24 protein-coding genes and 3 pseudogenes are annotated in these 23,736 nt (G+C 45.5%); 20 read left to right on the forward strand and 7 right to left on the reverse strand.

From position 1 onward, the window contains the following. Positions 1-485 precede the first annotated feature (485 nt). Positions 486-803: a hypothetical protein gene (locus MKY74_RS34210; RefSeq protein WP_244169451.1), complete on the reverse strand. Its 318-nt coding sequence runs from the start codon at positions 801-803 to the stop codon at positions 486-488. A 49-nt stretch (positions 804-852) separates the two neighbouring features. Next, on the reverse strand, positions 853-1,407 hold the full coding sequence (locus MKY74_RS34215; protein WP_244169452.1) for a Gfo/Idh/MocA family protein: 555 nt from the start codon (positions 1,405-1,407) through the stop codon (positions 853-855). 387 nt (positions 1,408-1,794) lie between these two features. Between MKY74_RS34215 and MKY74_RS34220 the strand changes: the two genes are divergently transcribed. From MKY74_RS34220 to MKY74_RS34250, 8 genes and pseudogenes are all read left to right on the forward strand, one after another. Next, positions 1,795-2,454 carry an ABC transporter substrate-binding protein gene (locus MKY74_RS34220; protein WP_076176458.1) on the forward strand — a complete coding sequence of 220 codons (660 nt, stop codon included), beginning with the start codon at positions 1,795-1,797 and terminating at the stop codon, positions 2,452-2,454. Between the two features lie 461 nt (positions 2,455-2,915). After that, a pseudogene (locus MKY74_RS34225) lies at positions 2,916-3,807 on the forward strand (carbohydrate ABC transporter permease). Positions 3,808-3,886: 79 nt separating this feature from the next. After that, positions 3,887-4,633, forward strand: a pseudogene (locus MKY74_RS34230) (carbohydrate ABC transporter permease). 53 nt (positions 4,634-4,686) lie between these two features. Then, on the forward strand, positions 4,687-4,884 hold the full coding sequence (locus MKY74_RS34235) for a hypothetical protein (protein ID WP_076176460.1): 198 nt from the start codon (positions 4,687-4,689) through the stop codon (positions 4,882-4,884). A 421-nt stretch (positions 4,885-5,305) separates the two neighbouring features. Next, on the forward strand, positions 5,306-5,551 hold the full coding sequence (locus MKY74_RS35785; RefSeq protein ID WP_432206626.1) for a helix-turn-helix domain-containing protein: 246 nt from the start codon (positions 5,306-5,308) through the stop codon (positions 5,549-5,551). A 1,225-nt stretch (positions 5,552-6,776) separates the two neighbouring features. Continuing rightward, entirely contained in the window at positions 6,777-7,205 is a 429-nt protein-coding gene (locus MKY74_RS34240; RefSeq protein WP_244169453.1) for a helix-turn-helix domain-containing protein, read from the forward strand. A gap of 59 nt (positions 7,206-7,264) precedes the next feature. Next, positions 7,265-7,894, forward strand: coding sequence for an IS3 family transposase (locus MKY74_RS34245; protein ID WP_244169454.1), 630 nt, complete (start codon positions 7,265-7,267; stop codon positions 7,892-7,894). Further along, a complete protein-coding gene (locus tag MKY74_RS34250) occupies positions 7,891-8,046 on the forward strand; it encodes an IS3 family transposase (protein WP_244169458.1) in 156 nt (51 codons plus the stop codon). The genes MKY74_RS34245 and MKY74_RS34250 overlap by 4 nt, the downstream gene beginning before the upstream one ends. A gap of 82 nt (positions 8,047-8,128) precedes the next feature. On the opposite strand, the gene MKY74_RS34255 is transcribed toward MKY74_RS34250, so the two are convergent. From MKY74_RS34255 to MKY74_RS34265, 3 genes are read right to left on the reverse strand one after another with little or no spacing between them, the layout of a single operon-like run. Further along, positions 8,129-9,508 (reverse strand): HAMP domain-containing histidine kinase, encoded by a 1,380-nt coding sequence (locus MKY74_RS34255; RefSeq protein ID WP_076176465.1) that lies wholly within the window; start codon positions 9,506-9,508, stop codon positions 8,129-8,131. Positions 9,509-9,519: 11 nt separating this feature from the next. Then, entirely contained in the window at positions 9,520-10,194 is a 675-nt protein-coding gene (locus MKY74_RS34260) for a response regulator transcription factor (RefSeq protein ID WP_076176467.1), read from the reverse strand. Positions 10,195-10,221: 27 nt separating this feature from the next. Then, positions 10,222-11,208 (reverse strand): DUF4097 family beta strand repeat-containing protein, encoded by a 987-nt coding sequence (locus MKY74_RS34265; protein WP_076176469.1) that lies wholly within the window; start codon positions 11,206-11,208, stop codon positions 10,222-10,224. Positions 11,209-12,346: 1,138 nt separating this feature from the next. On the opposite strand from MKY74_RS34265, the pseudogene MKY74_RS35790 reads away from it, so the two are divergent. The 6 genes and pseudogenes from MKY74_RS35790 to MKY74_RS34290 all read left to right on the forward strand — a co-directional run. Further along, positions 12,347-12,646 (forward strand): annotated as a pseudogene (locus tag MKY74_RS35790) (NAD(P)-binding domain-containing protein); the annotation flags it as partial. Positions 12,647-12,775: 129 nt separating this feature from the next. Continuing rightward, complete coding sequence (locus MKY74_RS34270) at positions 12,776-13,192, forward strand: RNA polymerase sigma factor (RefSeq protein ID WP_208629400.1); 417 nt, start codon at positions 12,776-12,778, stop codon at positions 13,190-13,192. A gap of 292 nt (positions 13,193-13,484) precedes the next feature. After that, complete coding sequence (locus MKY74_RS34275; protein WP_076176473.1) at positions 13,485-13,793, forward strand: winged helix-turn-helix domain-containing protein; 309 nt, start codon at positions 13,485-13,487, stop codon at positions 13,791-13,793. A gap of 257 nt (positions 13,794-14,050) precedes the next feature. Then, positions 14,051-14,917 (forward strand): aldo/keto reductase, encoded by an 867-nt coding sequence (locus MKY74_RS34280; protein ID WP_076176475.1) that lies wholly within the window; start codon positions 14,051-14,053, stop codon positions 14,915-14,917. Between the two features lie 31 nt (positions 14,918-14,948). Further along, positions 14,949-15,746: a dienelactone hydrolase family protein gene (locus MKY74_RS34285; RefSeq protein WP_076176477.1), complete on the forward strand. Its 798-nt coding sequence runs from the start codon at positions 14,949-14,951 to the stop codon at positions 15,744-15,746. 49 nt (positions 15,747-15,795) lie between these two features. Then, entirely contained in the window at positions 15,796-16,971 is a 1,176-nt protein-coding gene (locus tag MKY74_RS34290; RefSeq protein ID WP_076176479.1) for an MFS transporter, read from the forward strand. Between the two features lie 451 nt (positions 16,972-17,422). On the opposite strand, the gene MKY74_RS34295 is transcribed toward MKY74_RS34290, so the two are convergent. Then, positions 17,423-17,557 carry a hypothetical protein gene (locus MKY74_RS34295; protein ID WP_279628528.1) on the reverse strand — a complete coding sequence of 45 codons (135 nt, stop codon included), beginning with the start codon at positions 17,555-17,557 and terminating at the stop codon, positions 17,423-17,425. Positions 17,558-17,708: 151 nt separating this feature from the next. On the opposite strand from MKY74_RS34295, the gene MKY74_RS34300 reads away from it, so the two are divergent. The 3 genes from MKY74_RS34300 (at position 17,709) to MKY74_RS34310 (ending at position 19,831) form a co-directional block, all read left to right on the forward strand. Then, a complete protein-coding gene (locus MKY74_RS34300; protein ID WP_076176481.1) occupies positions 17,709-18,329 on the forward strand; it encodes a TetR/AcrR family transcriptional regulator C-terminal domain-containing protein in 621 nt (206 codons plus the stop codon). 322 nt (positions 18,330-18,651) lie between these two features. Further along, entirely contained in the window at positions 18,652-19,380 is a 729-nt protein-coding gene (locus MKY74_RS34305; protein ID WP_076176483.1) for an SDR family oxidoreductase, read from the forward strand. A gap of 22 nt (positions 19,381-19,402) precedes the next feature. Then, on the forward strand, positions 19,403-19,831 hold the full coding sequence (locus tag MKY74_RS34310) for a MerR family transcriptional regulator (RefSeq protein WP_076176485.1): 429 nt from the start codon (positions 19,403-19,405) through the stop codon (positions 19,829-19,831). Between the two features lie 301 nt (positions 19,832-20,132). Here MKY74_RS34310 and MKY74_RS34315 read toward each other — a convergent pair whose 3' ends face one another. Continuing rightward, positions 20,133-20,378, reverse strand: a complete 246-nt coding sequence (locus MKY74_RS34315; RefSeq protein WP_144025540.1) for a hypothetical protein — start codon at positions 20,376-20,378, stop codon at positions 20,133-20,135. Between the two features lie 370 nt (positions 20,379-20,748). On the opposite strand from MKY74_RS34315, the gene MKY74_RS34320 reads away from it, so the two are divergent. The 3 genes from MKY74_RS34320 to MKY74_RS34330 are packed head-to-tail and all read left to right on the forward strand — an operon-like array spanning position 20,749 to position 23,726. After that, a complete protein-coding gene (locus tag MKY74_RS34320) occupies positions 20,749-22,296 on the forward strand; it encodes a spore germination protein (protein ID WP_076176487.1) in 1,548 nt (515 codons plus the stop codon). A 6-nt stretch (positions 22,297-22,302) separates the two neighbouring features. Then, positions 22,303-23,505, forward strand: a complete 1,203-nt coding sequence (locus MKY74_RS34325; RefSeq protein ID WP_076176489.1) for a Ger(x)C family spore germination protein — start codon at positions 22,303-22,305, stop codon at positions 23,503-23,505. Then, positions 23,502-23,726, forward strand: coding sequence for a hypothetical protein (locus tag MKY74_RS34330; RefSeq protein WP_076176491.1), 225 nt, complete (start codon positions 23,502-23,504; stop codon positions 23,724-23,726). Before MKY74_RS34325 ends, MKY74_RS34330 begins: the two co-directional genes overlap by 4 nt. The last annotated feature ends 10 nt before the right edge of the window (positions 23,727-23,736 follow it).

Consider the following 23,736-nt stretch of genomic DNA (forward strand, 5'->3'; position numbering starts at 1 on the left):
GAGAATTGAAATGAAGGTTGATGGTGATGGCTTCTACCTTGATGAAACTCGCCTTGGTCTTCTCGATGCTAAACTGATCAACTAACAAAAGAGGTGCCCTCTCCTAAAGGGCACCTCTTTCTTTTACATTATCTAAGCATTGTATACTTTAATATTGAGACGATATTTCGCTGGATCGGCGTCGTTCATTTCCAGCAATGTCAAGATTGAGGCAAGGCGGTACGGCTGATTAGCGTTGCACTGGGTTGAGATACCGATTAAAGTTCATTTAGATAAAACTAGGAATTAAGATTTCTTTACCACCATTCATCGCAGACTCGTGAGCACAAATACCGGCTGCGGTCCAATTCGCGGCCTTAATAGTATCGATCCATGGTTTGCGTTTTTCGACAATGCTTCGTACAAATTCATGTACCAAATGTGGATGCGAACCATGATGACCGTTTCCTTGAAGTACAGATTGATGAGGATTGTTAGGGTCCAGATCAGCCTGATGCGTGATATAATACGCCAATTCCGGCGGAAGTAAATCCGGTCTTAAAGGGAGTGACACGTTCAGAAGTGATATGTCGCCCCCTCTTCTCTTCTAATGGTCCCATTCGGAATAAAACTTGCGGTTCATCCTCCATGTGCCATTCCATCGATGCTTTTTCTCCATAAATATTAAAGCTTTCCATATACCCTCTCGCAGTGTGGAACAAGGAACGGGTTACCTCAGCACACAAATTATCTTGATTTAATTGGAAAATAGCAGTTTCCACCGGATATGGATTGCTATATTGTTCGTGCAACTTCTCTCTCATCCGTCCAGATCCGAAGCAATGCACCTTGATCGCACTGGAATTACTGATTTCAAGCAGTGGGGCAATCGCATGGGTTGCATAATGCATAGGAGGAAGACCCATCCAATAAGTCGGCCAGTTCTCCATATCCTGATAATGAGCTCCTCGCAAGAATTGAATACGGCCAAAGTCGCCACGAGCTTGCATTTCTTTTGGCAAATAAAAATTGATACGTATACACAGCGGTTTCCATCATCATGTAGTTCTTATCATTACGCTTTTGGGCTTCTACAATGGCTTTCAGTTCCTCGAGGGTGGTAGCCATCGGAACGGTACATGCACAATGTTTGCCTGAATCAAGTACTTGAATCGTCTGCTTAGCGTGCATATGAATTGGAGAAACAAGGTGAACGGCATCATATTCGTCGGAAGTTAGAACGTCTTCAAGAGAAACATATCTTCGATCAAAACCGAACTTATCTCCATACTGATGGAGCAGCTGTTCATCGGAATCACATATTGCCACGTGTTCCACATCAGGATGGGCATGATAAATCGGAGCAAACGCGCCCCCGAACCGCAAACCGACAACGACAATACGGATTTTTTGATGTTGTTGTTTCATTTATATCATAGACTCCTTTCAGAACTGTGATTACCACGCTTTCTATTATTAAAATTAATAAATAATAAGTGAATAAAGGTATTTGTAGAAAAGTTGTAATTTGTTCAGATTTGAAAGGTGAGAACAGGAATCCAATTACACATAACTTTCTTTAACGGTGCATCAAGATGAACAGCGTCCATATAACCGATTGATGGATGCATTTTGGTTCTGTATGCCCCCTTTTATAATGAAAGCGTATTCTAAAAATTAATCATAAAGGGTACTAGGAATGAGAATGAAACAGCATACGATTGTGTTATCGGTATGTATGGTGATGGCTCTTCTTTTGGCAGCATGCAACGGCACAGGATCAAAAAAAGGTATTCAAAGTGATGGCGCGTCGCTGTGACGCATGCCAGTGTGCAGCAGCAGCCATCATTACACCAATCATCTGAAATCGTACACCTTACTTACTCGACTTGGGGCTCTCCGAATGAGAAAAAAGCACACCAGGCGGCAGTGGATGCGTTCAACGCCAAGTACCCGAACATTCAGGTAAAATACATTCATATTCCTGCAGATTATGAGACGAAATTATCAATCATGATCGCATCGAAACAAGCTCCCGACGTTTTCTTATTGTCGAAGACAACGGCACAAAATTGGGCGGAGGAGAAAAAACTATATAATTTGAAGGGGTTCCTTGATAGCGATAGCGAAATCTCGGAAGACGAATTAATTCCAAATGCGGTTTTGTACCAAGGTCCGGATCAAGTGACTGGGGTAAAAGCGACCGAAGAGTCGTTCGGTATTTTTTATAACAAAGATATGTTTGCGAAGGCGGGGGTAGCTGAGCCTCCGGCAAATCCAGAAAGTGCTTGGACATGGGATCAATTCGTGGAAGCTGCAAAAAAGCTGATAAAGGCAGAAATGCACTTGATCCGAGCTTTGATTCAAAGAATATCAAGCAAAATGGTGTTCGGTTCAACAGATCGGCCTGGTTTCAATTGTTTGGAACTAACGAAACAAGACTTGTATCGAAGGATGGCAGTAAGCTGCAATTGACCGATCCCGCGATCGCGGATAGCATCCAGAAACTGGCCGATTTGATCAATGTCTATCATGTTGCTCCGAATGTAACCAAGAGAGAAGTATGCCCGCTCCTGCTGTCGCGTTGCAATCGAAGAAAGTCGCTATGGATCTTGGATGGACAGTGGGTTCAGGTTGACCTCGGAGCATCCAAATTAAATTGGGATGTTGGAGCCATGCCAATATTGAAAGTGCCTTCCACGCTTCTTTTTGGTGAGCCGTTCGTCATGTCCGCTGACACAAAACATCCGGAAGAAGCATGGTTGTTCTACAAATGGATGATCAATCCTAACAGTGTATTGGGCCTGTATTCCAGTGGATTGTGGATCGTTAAGGAGTGGTACGAGAAGCCTGAATTGATTGCCAAATGGGCAGGAGTGAAGCCGGCGGATGCCCTTCAAAATGACCTACAAGCGGGAGGGTTCAAAGTGAAATCAATGTCTGTGTTGCGTAGAAGAGAGAATCAGTTGGGGTGGCTGTTCGCAGCCCCTGCCATTATCGGTTTCCTCGTGTTTCGTACTCGGTCCCATGGTAGCGAGTTTCTATTATAATCTGACGGATTACCAGATCGCGGGAAGTCCTCACTTTATCGGTGTTAAGAATTACGTTAGTTTATTTGTTGGCACAGACCCGTATTTCTACAAATCGATCGGCGTTACATTCTATTACGTTATTCTAAGTTTCCCGCTCCAAATCGTTACATCATTCTTTCTTGCGCTTCTACTTAACCGGAATATCCGGGGGAGGTCATTCTTTCGCATTGTCTTTTATTTGCCGACTGTTATGCCTATTATCGCTTCCTCGATGGTATGGATCTGGATGTTCGACCCGGATCTCGGTCTCTTAAACGAAGCGCTTCGTCATTTACACCTTCCGACCAGTCAGTGGATATACAGTTCTATCGGTTATTCCGACCCTCGCTCCGATGAGTTTGTGGACCGTTGGTGGAACGATGATTATCTTCCTTGCAGCCTTGAATGACATCCCTAAACAGTATTATGAAGCGATCGAAATTGATAGGGGAAACGCACTTCACCGGTTATGGAATATTACGATTCCATTGTCCAGTCCATCAATATTCTTCAATACCATTATGGGTATTATCGGGGGCTTTCAGGTTTTTGTGCAGCCTTATACCCTGACAGCAGGGGGGCCTAATGATTCAAGCTTATTCTATGTCTTCTATTTGTACCGTGAAGCGTTTACATTCGTACCATGGGTCATGCAAGTGCCATTGCGTGGGTTCTTTTTATGATCATCATGTCACTTACGGTCATCGTATTCAAAACGTCTAATAAATGGGTTTACTATGAAGGCGGGGAGGTCTGACGGATGCGGAAAACACCAAACACCTATAGGTTTAAATATCGTTTTGTATTTGTTACTCATCTTAGGTGCGGTGTCTTGTATGTTACCTTTTGTATGGTTGCTTCGCAGTTCGATTATGAGTCTCAGTCAGATTTTCATAGTCCCGCCTGAATGGATTCCTAAACCGTTTGTTTGGGACAATTATGTGCTCCCGTTCAAAGAGCTGTCTTTCGGCAGATATTTCACGAATACTACATTAATCGTTATAATGACTTTGATAGGCGTGCTTACCTCCAGCACCATCTCAGCATACAGCTTTGCCCGCTTGCGATGGATAGGACGTGACAAAATGTTTGCACTCATCATGAGCAGCATGATGCTTCCCTTCGCTGTTACGCTTATTCCAACCTTTGTCGGCTGGCAAAAGCTTGGTCTGGTGAATTCGTATATACCGCTTATATTGCCAGCATATTTTGGAGGAGGGGCTTTTGCTTAGGCAATTTTTTAGAACCATTCCCAAGGATCTCGAAGAAGCCGTATTTGTCGATGGTGGATCTCACTTTACTATATTTACGAAGGTCATTCTTCTCTTATCTAGGTTTGCCGTTCTTGTCATTGGTATATTCTCATTCTTAGGTACATGGAATGATTTCCTAGGGCCACTCGTTTATTTAAACGATGAGGTCAAGTTCACGCTTGCTCTTGGAAATTCAGGGGGATGTATAATGCCGAGTGGGGGGGACTAATGGCTGCTTCGGTTATAGTTACTTTGCCTGCGATCATTGTATTTGCGGTCGGACAGAAATACTTCATGGAGGATATTGCCTTGACAGGGATAAAGGGATAGCGGTAAATTTCGAAGTATCGAAAAAGAATCTCTTTTGCAGAAGGATGGTGCTAATGAACCACGTTACTTTGTCGGGGGGGCATTATCCACTCGTGCATGATATGGGCTTTACGAAAGTGGGGGAGAACTGGTACCATCCGGATCGTGTACTGGACTATAATGTGTTCATTTACAGTTACGAAGGATACGTCCAAGTATTGGAACATGATGTGGAATACCTCATTAAGCCAGGAGATTTCCTGTTTCTTTAAGCAGGGTTTACACCATTATGGGTCTAAGCCGACTATGTCGTCCGTAAAACAGTTTTGGGTTCATTTCTACGACGGTCGCATTTCGAAGAGTAACGAAAAGGGTTCTGTTTACGATGTCAAGTCGAGCATCCACAAAGTCGAGGATTACGATCTAACGATCCCTCTTCCTAAACAATTCAATTTGCTAAATCGGAATTTTATTGAAGGAAAAATTAAAGAGTTGTTCGGGATATATACATCTAAAATGACGTACAGGCAGTTATCGGTTAGTTTAGTGACGAATGAGCTGTTCCTGGCGATATACCGAGAATGCCAGAAGAAAGAGCAAGGTGGAAAAGCTCATGGGACCGTCCAGAGAATCGTAGATTATCTAGAATGCAATCCTTACCGGACATTAAATACACAGGAACTTGCCAATTACATGGGTTTGAATTATAACTATATGAGCACACTTTTTCGCAAGCAAACCGGATATAGTATCAGAGAGTATTTTGAACGGGTTCGAGTATTCAAGGCAACGGAGCTCATGAGGAGCACAACGATGAATATTTCGGAGATCAGTATGAAGGTAGGATATGAAGATGCTCTTTATTTCAGTAGAGTTTTTAAAAAAGTCATCGGTAAATCACCGTCAGCTTATATATCCCAGATATATAGGAACTCGTAGCTTGAATAGCACGGCCGGGAAGAGGAGAGAAAGCTGCAGCTTGTAGGAGTTCACCTATATAAACATTTTAGGTAATTCTAGTTGATTCTATACCTCAGAATAAAAGAAGACCCTGCCAGCAAGTACCCAGCAGGGTCTTCGTCATTCTTGAATGTTGTCCTTGTTATTATCAATTTAACCTTTGCCCGCCTCAGGCTTGCTCACGAATCCCGAGGACAACGAGTATACCTTAAACGGAATTGCGGGGCTGAAGTACACTTCTTGTCATGATCTTTATGCGAAGTATGTTCAAGTAATCGGCTTTACAAACAGGGACGGGATGTATGTTCCAATATAGGATTTTGTACACATGTCTAAGTTCCTAAGCTATTAATGAGCTGATCGACTTTCTTCTGCTAGCAGCCGGCGATGTGCTTTAAGCATCATTTCCTCGATCTTTTCTGCAGGAGCCTCCATCATTTTATTCTTAAACGGCCGGTAAACAATACACTATGTGTGGATATAACGAGAAAGGAGTGGCTGGCGGGCTTTTTCTATCCCGGATAGGCTGAGGAGGATGATCCGATCGGAAATATATCTGGCTTTTAGCAAGCCGAAATAAAAGTAAGTGGGGATCACTATGAAAAATACTGGAATGGTCCGGCCTTTAGTTGAGCTTGGGCGAAAGTCAAAACCCCTCACCATTTTCTGCCGGGTCCATGTTGGTTCAGTTCTTGGTCTACTGTTATTTGCCGACGGTTCCTCGTCTCTTACAACCAAGAAGCGTTCTTAGCAGATCCAGCAAGTTTCCTGAGTCGGCGAAGCGGTCATTCAGGAGTACATCCGTTTTATAATGTTGAACGGTTGCATGCAAAATTAAACGGACTGTTATCCGTGATATTGATATTCATGGATAAATCCGTCTAATTCACAACATATTCAACCCAAATGTCAATAAAATAGTTTTACGAAGCAACCAGCGTCCTCCGATTAATAGGCAGCGCCGTTGCCCGTGACCAGGTGTCTGCGTATGTGAGCACGTGACGCCTCGCCTTCCCCGACAGCGTAGCGAGTTCTCCCGATTCCCGCAGCAGCATAGGTGCAAAATCCAAGATGTATCACAAAAAAAGTCGCCCCAATCCAGGTGCTGAACTGTGACCCATAAGAAGGACACTTTAAAAAAAGTGACCCTCTTGTGGGTCATTTGTGTTTTAATCAAGGTAAGAAATTAAGGAGCGGAGAAAAAATGGGAAAGTTGAAACGAATGGTTTTTACAGAAGAGCAGATAAGGATGTTAGAGGTAAACCCCAATGTACTGCGCGCGACCGAGTCGGCCATCACATATACGCCTGCATTCAAGCTAGCAGCAATTCAAGCCTACATGCAAGGCCAGACGCCTTCCGAGATCTTTATTCAGGCTGGCTTTAACCTGGATGTCATCGGTCATCAGAAGCCCAAACACAGCTTAAAGCGCTGGCGCGACATCTTTAATCAATATGGCGAGAAAGGACTCACGACGGAGCGACGAGGCAAGGGCAGCACTGGCCGAAAAGCAGCAGGTGAGTTGTCGGCAGAAGATGAATTGAAACGGGCGATGGCCAAAATCAAACTGCTTGAAGCGCAGGTGGACCTGCTAAAAAAGCTAGACGCGCTCGAGCGGCAGAAGAAACGCTAACACTCTCCGAGCGCTACGAAATCATCTATCGCACCATCCGCGCATATGGACTAAAACGCATGACGCGCTATCTGTGCGAGCTCGCGGTCGTAAGTCCAAGTGGCTACTACAGATGGCTTGCAGCTGAAGAGACTCGACAGCTTCGTGAAGCTGTCGACGAGCAAGACATCCAACTGATCAAGCAGCACTTTCTCGCGCTGAGCGGAAAAGCAGGCGCTCTGGTCATTAAAATGCGTCTTGAGCAGATCAGCGGTGTTGTCATGAACCATAAAAAGATTCGTCGCCTCATGCGCAAGGCCGGCTTTGTTGCAGTGATACGTCAAGCGAATCCGTATCGCAAAATGGCAAAGGCAACTCACGAACACCGAGCCTGTCCTAACCTGCTACAGCGGCAGTTTGACCAGAGAGAGCCTGAGAAGGTGTTTCTCACCGACATTACTTATGTGCGTTATGGCAGCGGACGATGGGCGTACCTTTCCTGTGTAAAAGACGGAGCGACAAGACAGATCCTTGCCGCATGCGTGGCAAGTACGCTTGAGCTTACTCTCGTGGAACGGACGCTCCATCATCTCGCACCCCAAAACGCGTCTGCTTATCACCAAGGCCGGCTTCAAGCAGTCCATGTCACGAAGGGGCAAGGGGCAACTGCTGGGACAACGCCCCCATGGAATCATTCTTTGGTCATATGAAAGATGATGTTGATTTTATGGATTGCCAAACCATTGATGAAGTAAGGGAACGTGTTGCCGATTACATAAGCTACTACAACTCTGAGCGATATCAGTGGACATTAAAAAAGATGACCCCCGACGAATTCAGAGGTCACCTGCTTGCTGGTTAGGCTTAGGGCTGTTTCTTTTAAACCGTCCACAATCCGGGTCACAGTTCATGCGAATTCCTGAATGGAAGCGGTTTTCTATCTTTTATTCCCCAACAAACTGCAAAGTCACTCTCGTGCCTCGACCTAACGTACTCTCGATGAGGATTGAACCTCCATAACGCTCCATGATTGCTTTGGCGATGGCAAGTCCTAGACCCGATCCTCCCTTAGTCCGGTTCCGCGAATCCTCCACGCGATAGAATCGCTCAAAGATATGCGGTAGCTGATCTGAGGATATCCCAATCCCTGTATCGTCCACGGTCACGATCACCTGCCCCTCCTTCATGGCATGTCTGATGTTAACCGTACCACCTTCGGGTGTATATTTTACCGCGTTCTCTACAACATTGCGCAACACCTGATAACTGGCGCTCCTCGGCATCCGAATCAGCACAGCTTCGACGTCCGGGTTCTCGTGATAATACAGCTTCACTGCGGCATTGACATATACCGTCTGGGGGATTAGCTCCCTCAAGGTATCATGAAGGTCACTCGTTTCACCGCCACTGTCTTGGAACGGTTCTTCCGCTTCGGCAAGTAGTAGTAATTGAGCGATCAATTCCTTCATTCTTTGGGTTTCATCGACCATGAATGCGAGCGACTCATCCAACACTTCCGGCGACTTCTTGCCCCAGCGCTGAATCATACGCGTATGTCCCTCGATGATAGCAATCGGCGTCTTCAGTTCATGCGAGGCATCCGAGACGAACCGACGCCGCTGTTCGAAAGACATATCCAGCTTATGAAGGAAACTATTGAGGGTATCGCCCAATTGGTAGAGTTCATCCCTGGCTGCAGGTAACTGTAGCCGCTCGGACAGGTTGTTGGCCCCAATGTTCCGTACTTCCCCAATCATGCTACGAATGGGCTTTAATGCCGAACGGGTTACAACCCATCCCGCAATGACAGATATTCCAGCTGCCATTAATAGGCCAAGCAGAAGTAATCTGCCTATTTCCCGTTCTGCCGTTGCTCTTATTGAATGCCCACTATCGGTAAGCTGTAATTGGACGGATCCGAATTCGGGTATATGAAAGCCTCTTTCCGCCTTATACTTGATCTCATTGTCTGCCTGATGTGCCTGATCTCCTGCGCCTACCTCGGCCAATACCTGGTCCCGTGAATCTAGCATTTGAAGGCGCTGCCCCTCATCAAGATCGGATAAAAACTGGGAAAGATCGGGCTTAAACTCAGCTAACCCTTCGCCTTCCTCGGGCCCCGGTTTAAGCAAGAAAGGGAGAAACTCAACTTCACTGATCTGGAGCTCGAATTGCCTAAGCTTCGCATCCAGCAAATCGACCTCCTGGCGTTCTGTCCAGTGCTTGAACGTGACATATTCGAATCCGCTAACAACCATCACGACAACTAGAGACGTGAGCGCAATGGTTGCGCTAACTTTACGAGAGAACGTCCAAGCCTTCATTCCCCTCACTCTCATTCCCTTAAAATATAGCCACTACCGCGGACCGTATGAATCAGCTTCCCGCCAAACCCCTCATCCACTTTCATGCGCAGATACCTTATATAAACATCTACCACGTTGGTTTCACCCTCATAGGAGTAACCCCACACGAGATTAAGCAACGCTTCGCGGTTCATTAATCGATTCTTATTGATGAGCAGACAGTGAAGAAGCTCAAATTCTCGTTGCGACAATTCAATCTCTTGCCCCGCACGACTGACGCAATGGGACGCCAGGTTCAGCATCAAATCTTTAGCGTACAGCACATCCTCCGCTTCCTTGTATTGAAACCTACGCTGTAAGGAACGCATACGGGCAAGCAGTTCCTCAATCGCAAACGGCTTAGACACATAATCATCCGCACCCATATCCAGCCCTCGCACTCGGTCACTTATCGTATTCCTGGCTGTGAGCATAATAATCGGCGTTTGCTTCACCGCACGCACTCTCTTGCAGACTTCTATTCCGTTGATTCCAGGCAAATTCAAATCTAGCAGAATCATGTCAAAATGCTCATGAAGGGCCATCTCTGCACCAACTAGCCCATCACTCGCTACCCTGATCTCATAGCCCTCATAGGAGAGCTCCAACTCTAGGAGTCGTATCATTGCGATTTCATCTTCAATGATTAAGATCCGCTCTTTCAATTCCCGACTCACCTCTTTGCAGTTAAGCTAGTTTTTCATTAAGGATAATAATCCGGCCTCAGAAGACGCGCGTATGTGATAGGAGCCGCTACCGATTTTCCCGGTGACGCTGCCATCTTTAACTGTCAAGGGAAAATCCGTCTTTATTTCTCCGAAGGACGTTGTACCATTGACCTGTACTCCTGCTTTCTCCGGCCAAGCAAGAGCTACATCCCCTTCAGTTGAAGACACATCCCAATCTCCGCCAACTTTGCTGCTTTTAATAGTGATAAAGCCTGATATAGTAGCAGCTTTAATGGATGAGAGGGCATCTTTCGAAGTTAAGTCACCATTCATCGTCTCCATATGCAATGCTCCTGAAATGCGATTTGCTTCAATATCTCCGTTGGTAACCGTGGCGGTCACACTTTTCTTCGCATCCGAGACGTAGACAATGCCATCTATTGTGTGCAGAGAAATATCGTTACCTATCTCTTTTGCTGTGATATTACCATTCTGTGATCCTATTTTAATTTTACCTGTACCCGTAACTTTTGACAAAGAGATATTGCCATTCTTTATCTCTGCATGCAAATCTGAATTTACTTTTCGAGGTAATGTAATCGTCAAATGAACGCTCGGGGAAGATGCATTCCCCTTTCCATAAGAGACGCTATAAACCCCGATGTCCAAAGTCTTCCCCTCTTTTACCTGCAATTTGGTCTTACTTGCGACCACCTTTGCTTCTTGCTTCGTCGCATGATTCACTTCCACTTTCATATGAACTGCAATATCCTTGACATCACCCTGCTTGAAATCAATCGTACCGTTTCGGTTCGCTACAGAAATCGTTTTGATCTTGTTCCCTAGATTCAAGTTGGTGGTGCCTTTATCGAAGGAGAACCCCGTACTTGTAGTACCTACTTGTTGATAGAGAGAATCTGCGGATAACGTTCCCGCTTTTCCTCCGCCCGTGTTGAATAGAGTTACCGCAGATACGCCCATGATCAGCATAAGCTTCATTACATTTTTCATATTCGTCCCTCCAGGTTCATTGTGATTACTCTCTTATATTAAAACATAAGGAATGAGAGAGACTTTAGAGCTACATTAGAGTTTGATGAGAGTTACAGTAAGGTGAAAGAACGGAATTATGGACATTGCAGATGGGGGAAATGGCGTTCACGGGCAGATTTATAGCTTCTTTCAATGGAGAAATGGATAGTGTTCTAGCTCTATACAAAGCTACGAGAGGGGGAAGATGGTGAACTGATCGTTATGTTAGAGGAAGAAGGAAAACGTTCTAGCGTTATACTTCTGAGCGATTTCTATTTTATCAGTAAATGTGGGTTTGTTTTTTAGAAGTTCTTTGAGAACGAGGGCTTGCTCGGCGTGGAGCTTTCTTAAGCTTTTCGTATTCTTTTTAAGCTGTGCATAATCTTCAGCTGTTGGAATGAACTTCGCTTGCTTGATGCTTGTTCCGCTTACTGATCGAGATCCTTTCGATTCAGTTCTCTGGCCCACCTAAGAACCCAGATCATGCTGCCTTGCTACGGCGGTCATGTAGAAGGACTGATGAAGCGCCAGCCAACTATTTTGACAAAGTGAATAAGCCGGTCATCCGATCGGACTAGGCTTTACAGATGGCGGCAAAACTGGGGAGCGCTTGTCGTAATCTCCCGGTCTCTGATAATTAATGAGCAGCTCATCTTTTGACGTACGATCAAGCGGATGAATCGGAGACATGTGTCGGACCAATGCCGGTCCTGTATAATGGTAGGAATATCAAACATCTCAACAAAGCGAACACACGTGGAGGTCACCCATCGCTCTCTCCTCTGTCAGCGACTCCCGGAACTTGGCAGTTCTCGGATAGAGGAACCCCCTCACTTTATCGCCAGAATCGAGTGGGACTCGGTAGATGGACACATGCAAGGATTCCGAATCGGTCCGGATTACCACAAATTCTTTGCGTTGGTTAAACCCTTCTTCATTGCGATCTTAGAGATGAAACATTAAAGCATGATTGACAGGGAGGCTTGAACAATGAACATTGGTGTAATTGGGGCTGGGAATGTGGGAAGAGCATTAGGTCATGCATTGCATGATGCAGGACTCTACATAGTTCACGGCGTAACGTGACCCTGAAAGTAGCCGCTATCAAGATTTATGCGAATCAGGAAAATCATCTCTTACCACCATAGTTAAAACAGTAAACGACTCCACGGTGATCCTGTTAGCCTTCCCTTGGCAGGCAGCAAAGGAAACTGTGGAATCGGTCCATAACTGGGATGGGAAAATTTTGATCGACTGTACAAATCCCATCAAACAAGATTTTAGTGGACTAGATTTTGAACAGGGACTTTCGGGAGCCGAACAAATCGCTCTGTGGGCGAATGGCGCGCGTGTCGTAAAATGTTTTAACCAAACCAGTGCAAACAATATCCTCAATATCAGAGCTCAAAAACGCTGATGTTTGCTGGATCATTTGTGTATCCCGATACGCTATGAATTTTTTTTGAAATTTTACGAGAAATAAATGAACCCTAATCCGGTTCTTTACACCTATCTATATGGAGACAAATGTGAGAGGAGAGACATCATGGAAGTGGAGAACGAACAACGGTTAATGGATGAGATTAGGCGGGGGAATAAAGACGCTTTCAGAACGTTGGTGAAACCGCTGATTCCGAAGGATTACCGGACCGCATATATGATGCTGCAATCCAAGCCATTGGCGGAGGAAGCGGTACAGAACGCACTAATTGAATTGTATTCGACGATCGTGAGCGGCAAAGAAATTAAAAGACTTCATGGTTGGTTCAGTCGGTTGCTAGCTAACCGGGCGGTTGATATCGCGAGGAAAGAGCAGGGTAATAAAATTACCGTCGATATCAATGCATGGAGATTCAGCACGCAGCCTTACACGAATGGATGCAACGCACTGCCTACTCATACTTTGTTCACCCAGTGTGGATTGACCAGTGCGCTCGTACCGATTGCTACAAGATTTGCATGATCATTCTCTAAGAGGTATTCCGCTTTTTCCAACAGGTATCGGTTATACCCTTTTGACCGAATCAGTAATTGATGAGAAAGGCGTACGATTAAGAGCGTATCCGGTCCAGGCGTTCGCAGCCTTCGTTGATTGTGTCAAAGGGGTGGGGATTTAAAGGAGAGGTGTGTGTTTCGTGGATAAAAACCTTGTCTCGAGCGTAAAGAACTGCCGTCGATGTTTTTGAGAGTTTGAAATGTGTTATAATTGTAATAGCCTTTCACCAGACAAAATCACAAAGAAAGGAGCGATTTTCATGACTGAATTATCAGATCAGTTGATTAAATTATCAGATCATCAGTTCACATTAATTTCACGCGCTCTTGCCGAGCCGAGACGATACCAGATGCTTAAAGAAATAGGCGCTTCCAAAGACCCCCTTGCCTGCAGCACCCTTCAAAATAACCATAATGTAAGCGCCCCGACCATGTCTCACCACATTAAAGAGTTGGAGACGGCAGGATTAATCCATGTCATACGCGAAGGCAAGTTTAAAAATCTCGTTCTGCAATCCGACACTCTTCGTGCCTATCTGGATAGGCTCTCGGAAATCGATGCGAATTGAATGAAGCACGCCGATTGAATTTCGATTTGAATATTCATCTGGACCCCCTCATTTTTCCATGAGGGGGTTTATGCGTTCCTTTGAGGACGTCTGCAACATTAGAGCGTAGCAATACATTGATAATCAAATTAAATTTTATAGAACAACTTGACAAAAATAAATATTAATGAGACACTTTTACAAGTGTCTAACCGTTATGGGATCGTAGGAGTAAGTTTAAGCTGCTCTGAAATGATCTCGAAAAGGGAGGAATTGAAATGTCAGAGCAACAAATTACGGCAGCCGCTTCCGGCAGCATAAAAATAGGAAAGGATCTTCAGGTCAATCGGTTAGGCTACGGGACCATGCAATTGACAGGCCCTGGCGTATGGGGAGATCCCGCCGATCGGGAGGGAGCCCTGCGTATTCTGCAGCGAGCGGTAGAGCTTGGCGTCACATTCATCGATACCGCCGATTCCTATGGACCCTTCGTCTCCGAACGATTGATCAAACAGGCTCTTCATCCATACAACGAAGATCTCGTGATCACCACAAAAACGGGTCTCACGCGTCCCGGCCCGGACGAATGGCTCCCGGTTGGACGTCCCGAATATATACGTCAACAGGTCGAACTAAGCCTGCGTCATCTCGGTCTCGAGCGAATCGACCTCATGCAGCTGCATCGAATCGATCCTAAAGTACCGCTCGAAGAACAGCTTGGCGAGCTGGCACTTCTGAAGGAAGAAGGGAAAATTCGGCATATCGGTCTCAGCGAAGTCACAGTGGACCAATTGAGAGCAGCGGAGAAAATCACACCGATCGCTTCCGTGCAAAACTTGTATAACCTGGTGAAACGTGATTCGGAGCCGGTGCTCGAATATGCAGAAAAGAACGGCATCGCCTTCATTCCCTGGTTTCCGCTGGCGACGGGCGCGCTTGCGCGTGCAGGAAGTCCACTTGATGAAATGGCCGCACGACTGAACGCGAAGCCCGCTCAACTTGCGCTTGCCTGGCTGTTAAAACGTTCACCGGTGATGCTGCCCATTCCGGGGACTTCGACCCTCGCGCATTTGGAGGAAAATATTGCGGCAGCCAATATTACGCTCAGTGACGAAGATTTCAATACCCTTGCACGATTAAAATAAAGGATTCACCGAAAAAAGGAGTGTGTTGTTCATGCTATTACCTACAGAAGTAGAAACAGAAAAGGTCTTCGCCAAGCGGGATACCGCTGATGGCTCTCCTGCAGAGCTTCCTTTGTTCATCGTCAGACCCAAAGGAGTTTCCCAATTGAATCTCCCTGTCATTCTATTAATTCAAGAGGCATTTGGCGTGAACAGCCACATTCAGGATGTTTGCCGTCGTTTTGCTGCACAAGGCTATGTCGTCGTGTCACCTGATTTGTATTATCGTACGGGATTGTGGCAAACCTTCGGCTACACGGAATATCCGGCAACCGCCCAGGCCCGGGAGCCGCTGACAGAGGGGAGAACGATGGGTGACCTCCAAGCTGTCCTCGACTATATTCTCAATTTGGAAGGTGCGGACGAAACAAGGGTCGGTGTCATCGGTTACTGTATGGGAGGCATGCTCTCCTATCTAACGGCAAGCCATTTCTCCGACAGAATCAAAACGTCTGTTGTCTATTACGGTGGAGGACTGACGGCTCAAACTTCTCAATTTCCGGTTGCGCCTGTGAACAGAACGAATCAGATTAAAGTGCCTGTACTAGGCTTCTTTGGAGGAATGGATCGAGGGATTTCCAAGGAAGTCGTCGAGCAAGTGGATCAAGCATTGGATGCAGCTAACAACGAGCATACCATTTACTATTATCCGGAAGCCGATCACGGTTTCTTCTGCAATGAACGGCAAAGCTATCATCCCTTAGCCGCTCAAGATGCATGGCATCGCACATTAACCTGGTTTGCCGAAAAGCTGGATGCATCCGATTCGAATCGTCCAGAGAAGCCATAAGCGGTTTAAGCAAGACCTTCGTTTAAAAAAAAGTATTCAGGAGGAAGAAATGAACACAAATGCAAATGCCGCCAATCGTCTTCCATTAGCGGGACTGCTCGCTTTGGCAATGACGGGTTTTCTCGCGTTGCTATCAGAGATACTGCCAGCCGGTTTGCTGCCCCAACTAAGCCAAGGGCTCGGTGTTTCACAAAGTATGGCTGGTCAATTGACCACTTTTTATGCGATCGGTTCGGTCGTGGGGGCTGTCCCCATCATCACAGCGACTCGAAATTGGGGACGTCGGTCGCTTTTATTACTGACCGTTTGCACGTTCTTGGTTTTTAACACGATCACGGCCATATCCTCTATCTTTATATTAACTCTGGTTGCCCGCCTTTTTGCAGGCGTAGCTGCAGGCGTTGTATGGGGAATGCTTACGGGATATGCCAGACGTATGGTACCAGAGAAACTGAAAGGCCGTGCCGTGTCGATCGCGATGATGGGTATCCCCATTGCATTGACCTTTGGTTTGCCTCTCGGAACATTTCTTAGTTCTTTTATTGGTTGGCGCAGTTTATTTGGAGTGGTGTCCTTGGTCGCTGCTGTTCTAATAGGATGGATTTTATGGAAATTGCCTGATTTTCCAGGACAGTCTGATAAAAGTTCAGTTTCGGTTTGGAGTGTTTTCAGAACACCTGGAGTACGTTCCGTATTATTTGTTGTTTTGACTTGGATGACGGCTCACAATATACTCTATACCTATATTTCTCCATTACTCGCTTCGGTTGGCTTCAATCAAATCGAATTCATATTGCTCGTATACGGTATTGCTTCGATCGTGAGTACCTTTTTAATAGGCAGGTTAATCGATCGTCACTTACGTCCCTTAGTCCTTGGGAGTTTAATCGCTTTTATTTTAGTTACCTTTTTATTTGGGTTCAGCAGCAACTTACCGGTTGGCATCTATGTTGCTATCATTCTGTGGGGATTTGTATTCGGTGGTGCAGCATCCCTGTTACAGACTGCAGTTGCCGAAGCCGTGGATGAACAGGCCGTAGATATCGCACTGTCGTTAAGCTCAACGACATGGAATTTTGCTATTGCTTGCGGTGGTGCCGTAGGCGGAATATTGTTGAATTCGGCAGGGGTGGTTTCATTCCCGTGGGTAGGATTTGTTTTGTTGATTTTGGCTCTGCTCGTCGCATGGAACGCGAAAAAATACGGGTTTAAATCTAAACGATGAAGGGTTATACTGCCGACTCCGGATTGTTACGTCTCGCGTTCTCTTCGAGATTAACCATAATGAGAAAGTGATTTGCACACCAGCTATCGATTCTCATGAATTCGCAGGATTTCACCCTGTAGTAGTTTGAAAGAAAAGAGTACAAGGAGGAGCTGGTAGCTGGTGACCGTAGAAAGAGGTATCCGGGAACAAAGGCGCAGTGTCAACATCCAATTCCATATTGCGCATGTCTCCACGTAACCTAGTGCATTCTCGAATCTTCGAGGTCCCCAATCAATGTGGGATCGGCACGATGCCGCGAAGTCCTTGCGAACATGCGTTCCTAAGATTTATATATAATTACATCAAATCAAAATTTTACGTAATTATAAAATACGCGGCCCATAAATCTCAGGAAATTCCTCGTCATCATGGATTTGTTGCTCACGTGGAACCATCTCCTTTACTGCAATCAGCTGAAAGATGGAGCTTTGTTCTTAATTCCATATCGACCTTGAAAATTTGACCTAGTACCAGAGGCTTCGAGCTTCATTTCATCGGGCTCACCCCAATTGATTTGCATGTACTCAGCAGCTTTTAAATTCATTATGCGAGCTCCTCTCGATATAAATAACTAAAAATCTACCATTGATAGATTTTAGGATGTTTTGATGATAATCTATCATTGATAGATTTGTCAATATGATATACTAGATCATTGATAGGTTTTAATACGAAAAAAAGGAGAACTTCTGAATATGGCAAAGATAAAACGTGAAGATGTTATAGAGAAGGCGCTTGAACTTCTTAAGGAGAGTGGATTAGAGGCGATTACAACAAGGCGTTTGGCTCAGAGATTGGGAGTTGAATCAGCATCACTTTATTGGCATGTAAAAGATAAAGCAACGCTGCTTGGAGAGATGGCTTCTAGAATAATCGCCAGATATCATACCATTCAGACGCCGCATGATCCGAAAGATTGGGAGAAATGGTTCATAGATCATGCTTACAGCTTTAGAAATGCTTTATTAGCTTATCCGGATGGAGCGATGCTTCATGCCGGCTCAATTCCCACTTTTAATGACCTTGCTCAACTAGAGCTTAAAGTTGAATATTTAGTACGAGCAGGTTTTTCTCAGAAAGAAGCTCAAATGGCTATGCTTACCATGGGGCAATTTGTTTTGGGATCTGTAATGGAAGAACAAACACGAAAAAAAAGGAGAATATTAACACCATCCCAAATGGAGAAGGTTAAAGAGTCTCAACCCAATGCAGATATGGATACATTAACTTCTGATGTAATGAATACGATTGAGAACGAGGCAGAAATGGCTTTTGAGTTTGGAATACAACTTATTGTTAAGGGATTGAAAAAATAGAGCGGCCGAAGGGAACCGTTTCGGATGTTCGCAGTGAACATTCATCGTCGTAATTTTAGATAACGGGATTCGCTTCCCCAAATTTAGAATCACTGATTTTACTTTTACTTTTTTCTAGTAGCGATGTAGGTTCTTTCTTAGCCATAAGAATCGCCTCCCCGAACAAACGTTTGATATTAGCATATCAAACGTTTGTTCCTCATTGTAGGCGGAAAATGAATTTGGCCTGTATAATTTCTCTTGACTTGGAGTATACTCCAAGTCGTAAACTCAGGTATGTCAGTAAAGTCAAACCAATTTTATAGTGAAAAGAGGTTAAACCATGCATCATGTAAAAACCGTTCTGATTACCGGAGCTAACAAAGGTATTGGATACGAAACGGCAAGACAATTGGGAGCTATGGGGTTTACAATCCTGCTTGGAACGCGAAACGAGGAGAAAGGAAAGGAAGCAGCAGCTGGGTTAGTAAATGAAGGGGTAAATGCTCACCATATTCTGTTAGACGTTACAAACCAACATACAATTGAAGCTGCATTCAAGAATATTGAAGAAGAATTTGGGTCGCTGGACGTTTTGATAAATAACGCTGGAGTATCATTGGAAAGAGGCATTTCCCCCAGTCAACTGGAGTTGTCTGTTTTAAAAGAAACCTTTGAGACTAACTTTTTCGGCATGTTTGCAGTGACGAGAGCAATGCTTCCCTTACTAAAAAAGTCTCCATGCGGTAGAATTATCAACCTATCAAGCGGCCTCGGTTCATTAACAATAAATAGTGATCCCGAATCCGAATTCGCACGTTTCAATTTGCTAGCTTACAGTAGCTCCAAAACGGCTGTTAACGCTTTAACCGTAATGCTTGCCAAAGAATTTAAAAATACGCCACTAAAAATCAATTCTGCTGATCCTGGTTATACGGCCACGGATTTAAATCGACATTCGGGCTATCGTTCGGTCGAGCAAGCCGCCGGGATTGTAGTTCGCCTTGCAACACTTCCGGAAGATGGGCCAACAGGTGGTTTCTTTGATGAAAATGGCGAAGTTCCTTGGTAACTATAATTAAGGAGACGGTCCTATGCAAGAAATTCCGGAGATTGTAACCTCCATAAAGCAAGCTGCAGAATTAACAGGTTTAACGGAAGATACAATTCGATATTATGAGAAAATTGGACTGCTGCCTTATGCAGACCGAAAACGAAACGGGCATCGGGTTTATAGTAGAGAACAGATCCAAAGTATCATATTTTTAACCCGATTGAAGGCAACAGGGATGACGTTAGAAGAAATGAAAAGTTATCGAGAACTTTCAAGTCTTGATAACGATACGGTACCTTTAAGACTCTCTATATTGGAAAATCACCATCATAAGATTCAAAATGAAATCTCTAGATTGTTTGAAATCCAAAAAATCATTGAATATAAAATTGATCACTATCGTGAGATCACCCAAAATCCAGATCTTAACGATACTAATTGTACTTCTACTATTAAGAAAGACCTGTAGACTGTATAGCGAACGTTAGTGGCGTGAGCGTTTTAAGCTATTTATTTGCTTTTATTTAATCAGGGGTTGTCCCATAGTCCTCTTGGATGATGGGACTACCCCTGGAAAATTTATCTGTGAACCTGAGGTAACTGGATAATCAATTAATAATTTTATTCTTGGTCTCTTGAGACTGGCCGGCTGAGTCAATATAAATTTATGAAAGCAGTATCCAAAAAATCAATGAATTGAACCACTCCTAATTCCCTTTTTTTTAATGGATCTTTGGATTCCCCTTGCATATTTCAACAGTTCATTATCCTCATAAGCAACATAAAGCGTCAGGTGGAAGAGGAGGATCAAAGGATTTAAATCCAAGAGAAGCGACTTTTTCTATATAAACCTTTTCAATCTCCGACTCTAATTCCCCCATCTTCATTGGATTGTCTAAACCTTTGACCAGAAATGATCCTATTTCTTTTCCATGCTCAGATAACTTAGAGAACTCAATATATAACCATTTTTCATATGGAGCATATTTTTTACTTATTAAGAAACCAGATTTCATGGCATATTCTGCAAATCGCCCCCCAATTGAGCCTAGCCGAGGTAACATCACCCCGTACCACAGCTCTTTTAATATACTTGACGCTCCATAACCAAAGATTTGATAAGGTTTCTGACAACCTTATTTTCCATGAATAAGCCACGGTTCCGTGCGACAAGAATGTCGTAAAAAAGCCGTTAACAGCGGCTTTTATCTATTACCGATATATGTTCTTGTATCGTTAGCCGAAATGGGCCGTTGAAATATCTCAAATCAAGCTAATAAAAATCAGAAATAAAATTGTCATTTCTGGTAAAGCATAACGGGAGAGTGTTACGCATGGCGATCCATGAGAAATTGACCCCACAGGTGAGGGAAGGTGGTTCCTCAAATGAAAAAACGGTCTTTGCTCCATTCAAAACCAACTGGCGAAAAGCCTCCGCCCTATGGTACGGCGCTTGTTCCATCGCTGGACCGGAATGTTGAAACGCTGAAAGGCATTCTCGGGGATGCCGACGATGTCGTCTTTCGCTCCTTCCGGGTAGGCATGGAGCTCGATGCTCAGCTGGTTTATATTCCGGACATGTCGGACAGACTGGAGATCGATAACAACGTTTTGAGACCGCTCATGATGATGGCAGAAGGCCAGCCCAAGGATTTTTCCTCCATCAAAAACTTGGCTTTACCCGTCGGATCGATCGAGGAATCCGTTAATGCTTATGAGTGCATCAAACAACTGATTAAAGGGTATCCTTTGTTGCTGATCGAGAATTGCGACCGGGCTCTGGTGCTGAAGATCGCGAAATGGGATAAACGGTCGGTGGAGGAGCCGGAGACCGAGACATCACTACGGGGGCCACGTGAAGGATTTACCGAATCGATCTCGACGAACTTGTCGCTCATGCGACGGAAGATCCAGAATGTCAACTTGAAATTAAAATCGCTTCGGCTTGGACGTTATACGGAAACCGAAATTTATATCGCTTACATAGAGGGCATTGCCAAGCCGGCCTTGATCCAGGAGGTAGAGAAGCGCCTGAGCCGTATCGATGTGGATAGTGTCCTGGAAACCGGTTATATTGAAGAGCTTACGGAGGACGATCCTTATTCCCCGTTTCCTCAACAACAGTTCACAGAAAGGGTGGATATCGCGGCGGCCGGGTTGCTTGAGGGTCGAGTCGTTATTCTTGTCGACGGTACGCCTGACGTGCTGATTGTTCCCGTGACGCTCGCAACTTTGCTGCAGGCGGCAGATGACTATTACAACCGCTCCTTATACTCCAGCTTGCTGCGCATGCTTCGTTACTTCGCACTGTTCATTTCGCTGATGCTTCCTGCGACGTATATCGCCCTTCTAACCTTTCATCAAGAAATGATTCCGAACAAACTTTTGATGAGTATCGCTTCCTCGCGGGAGGAAATCCCGTTTCCAACGATCGTGGAGGTGTTGATGATGCAGATGGCATTCGAGGTACTGAGGGAAGCGGGACTTCGTCTTCCCCGGCAAATCGGTTCTGCTGTAACAATCGTCGGAGCGCTCGTTGTGGGCGAAGCCGCTGTATCCGCCGGCCTCGTATCGGCACCGATCGTGATTATTATAGCTTTTACGGGCATCGCTGGATTTACGGCTCCACATTATTCATTGGAATTCTCGGTCCGCCTGCTGCGTCTGCTGCTTATTCTGGCCGGAGGTCTGCTCGGTATTCTAGGCGTCATGTATGGACTGATTGCCATTGCGATCCATTTGTGCACATTGCGTTCTTTCGGAGTGCCCTATTTGTCCCCGATCGCGCCCTTTGCGGCTAACGATATGAAGGATGCGGTAGTCCGAGCTCCTTGGTGGACTATGATCACTCGTCCGGGCTACTCGAGAAAAAGCAACCGCCGGCGACTTGCATCGGGGCAGCGGCCAAATTCGGGGAAAGGGGGCAAACGTTGAGTAGATATGCGAAAAAACAAGTCTATAACTGTCCTGATTCAGCTGGGCAAACGGCTTCTGCCATTAGCGGCCTTATTGTTATTAACCGGCTGTTGGGACAGTGATGAAGTGAACAGCTTGGCGATCGTCACAAGTGCGGGAGTTGACCGGACGAAGGATGGGGCCATCGAACTAATATTGGAAATCGTCGCTCCACAGCAGCTGAGCGGAACAGGGCAAAGCAGTGGCCTGAAGGGCGGGAAAGGTACAACGATCGTACGGTACGCAATCGGTGACACGGCGGCTGATGCAAAAGGACGGCTGCAATGGAAGTTGTCGAGAACGATTTATTGGGGGCAGCTGCAGGTGCTCATTGTCGGTGAAGCGCTCGCGAGGGACGGGTTTCTCGAACAGTTGGATTACCTCGTACGTGTCAATGAAATTCGTCTGAGGGTGATGCCTTTTGTGGCCAGAGGAAAAGTCAGGGATTTTTTTGATTCCCCTTTTTTGCTGGAACAGACAAAAGCAGGTTTCTTGCAGAGCGAAGCTGCCCGTGTGTTTCATAAGCCGTTGACGATAAGCCGGCTGATTCAGCGTATGAGCAGCGACGAAGATGCAGCGATCCTTCCATTCATCAATGTCCGGGAGGGAAGAGCGAACAAAGGCGGGGAGCCTTACATCAAAGGTTATGCGGTCTTTAACCGGGGGAGGATGGTTGGGACGCTGACGGGGAACTCGTTCCTCGCCGCAAAGTGGGTAACGAATCAATTGAAGAACGATGTCGAAACTGTCAACGTAGGGAATGAGTCTCCCGCCCAGGTGACCTATACGACCCTTTCTGCAAAGTCGCGTTTGATTCCAATCCGTAAGAATGGGGAGTGGCAAATGAATATCCGAATCGAATCGGAGATCAACATGATCCAAAATACATCTCGTCTCCCTATGGCTGATCCCCAAAATGCCCGTTTGCTTGAAGCAGCGGCGGCAGAACATATTCGTGAGGTCGTAACACAGACCGTCCGTGATACCCAGCATATGCACGCTGATATTTTTGCTTTCGGTGAAGCCATCAAACGCCGAAATCCACATGAGTGGAGTCGCCTAGAACCGCAATGGAACCGTTTCTATCCAGAGATGGATTTCAGGGTAGAAGCCAGCGTGAAGCTGCGGCGCATCGGTATGAACAGCATTCCACTGGGACGACAGCACAAGGAGCATACCAAGCCATGATTTGGATGAAAGTGGCGGGAATAACGGTGGTCGTCGTCATCATCGTGAGTTTCGAGTGGGTTCGCTTGGACAATGTCCGTGTCCGGGAACGTGTTGTGCTTGCCTCAATTGCCGGCTTGAGCTGGATATCCGCCCTGGTGGCCGTTTTATTTCCGGAAATGCCAGGGCCTATCCGATGGGTGGAGTGGCTCTACAGACCACTTTCCGGCTTATTAAGTTGATGAGGTGTTA

The sequence above is a fragment of the Paenibacillus sp. FSL R5-0378 genome, from assembly GCF_038009285.1.
Taxonomy (GTDB): Bacteria; Bacillota; Bacilli; order Paenibacillales; family Paenibacillaceae; genus Paenibacillus_AQ; species Paenibacillus_AQ favisporus.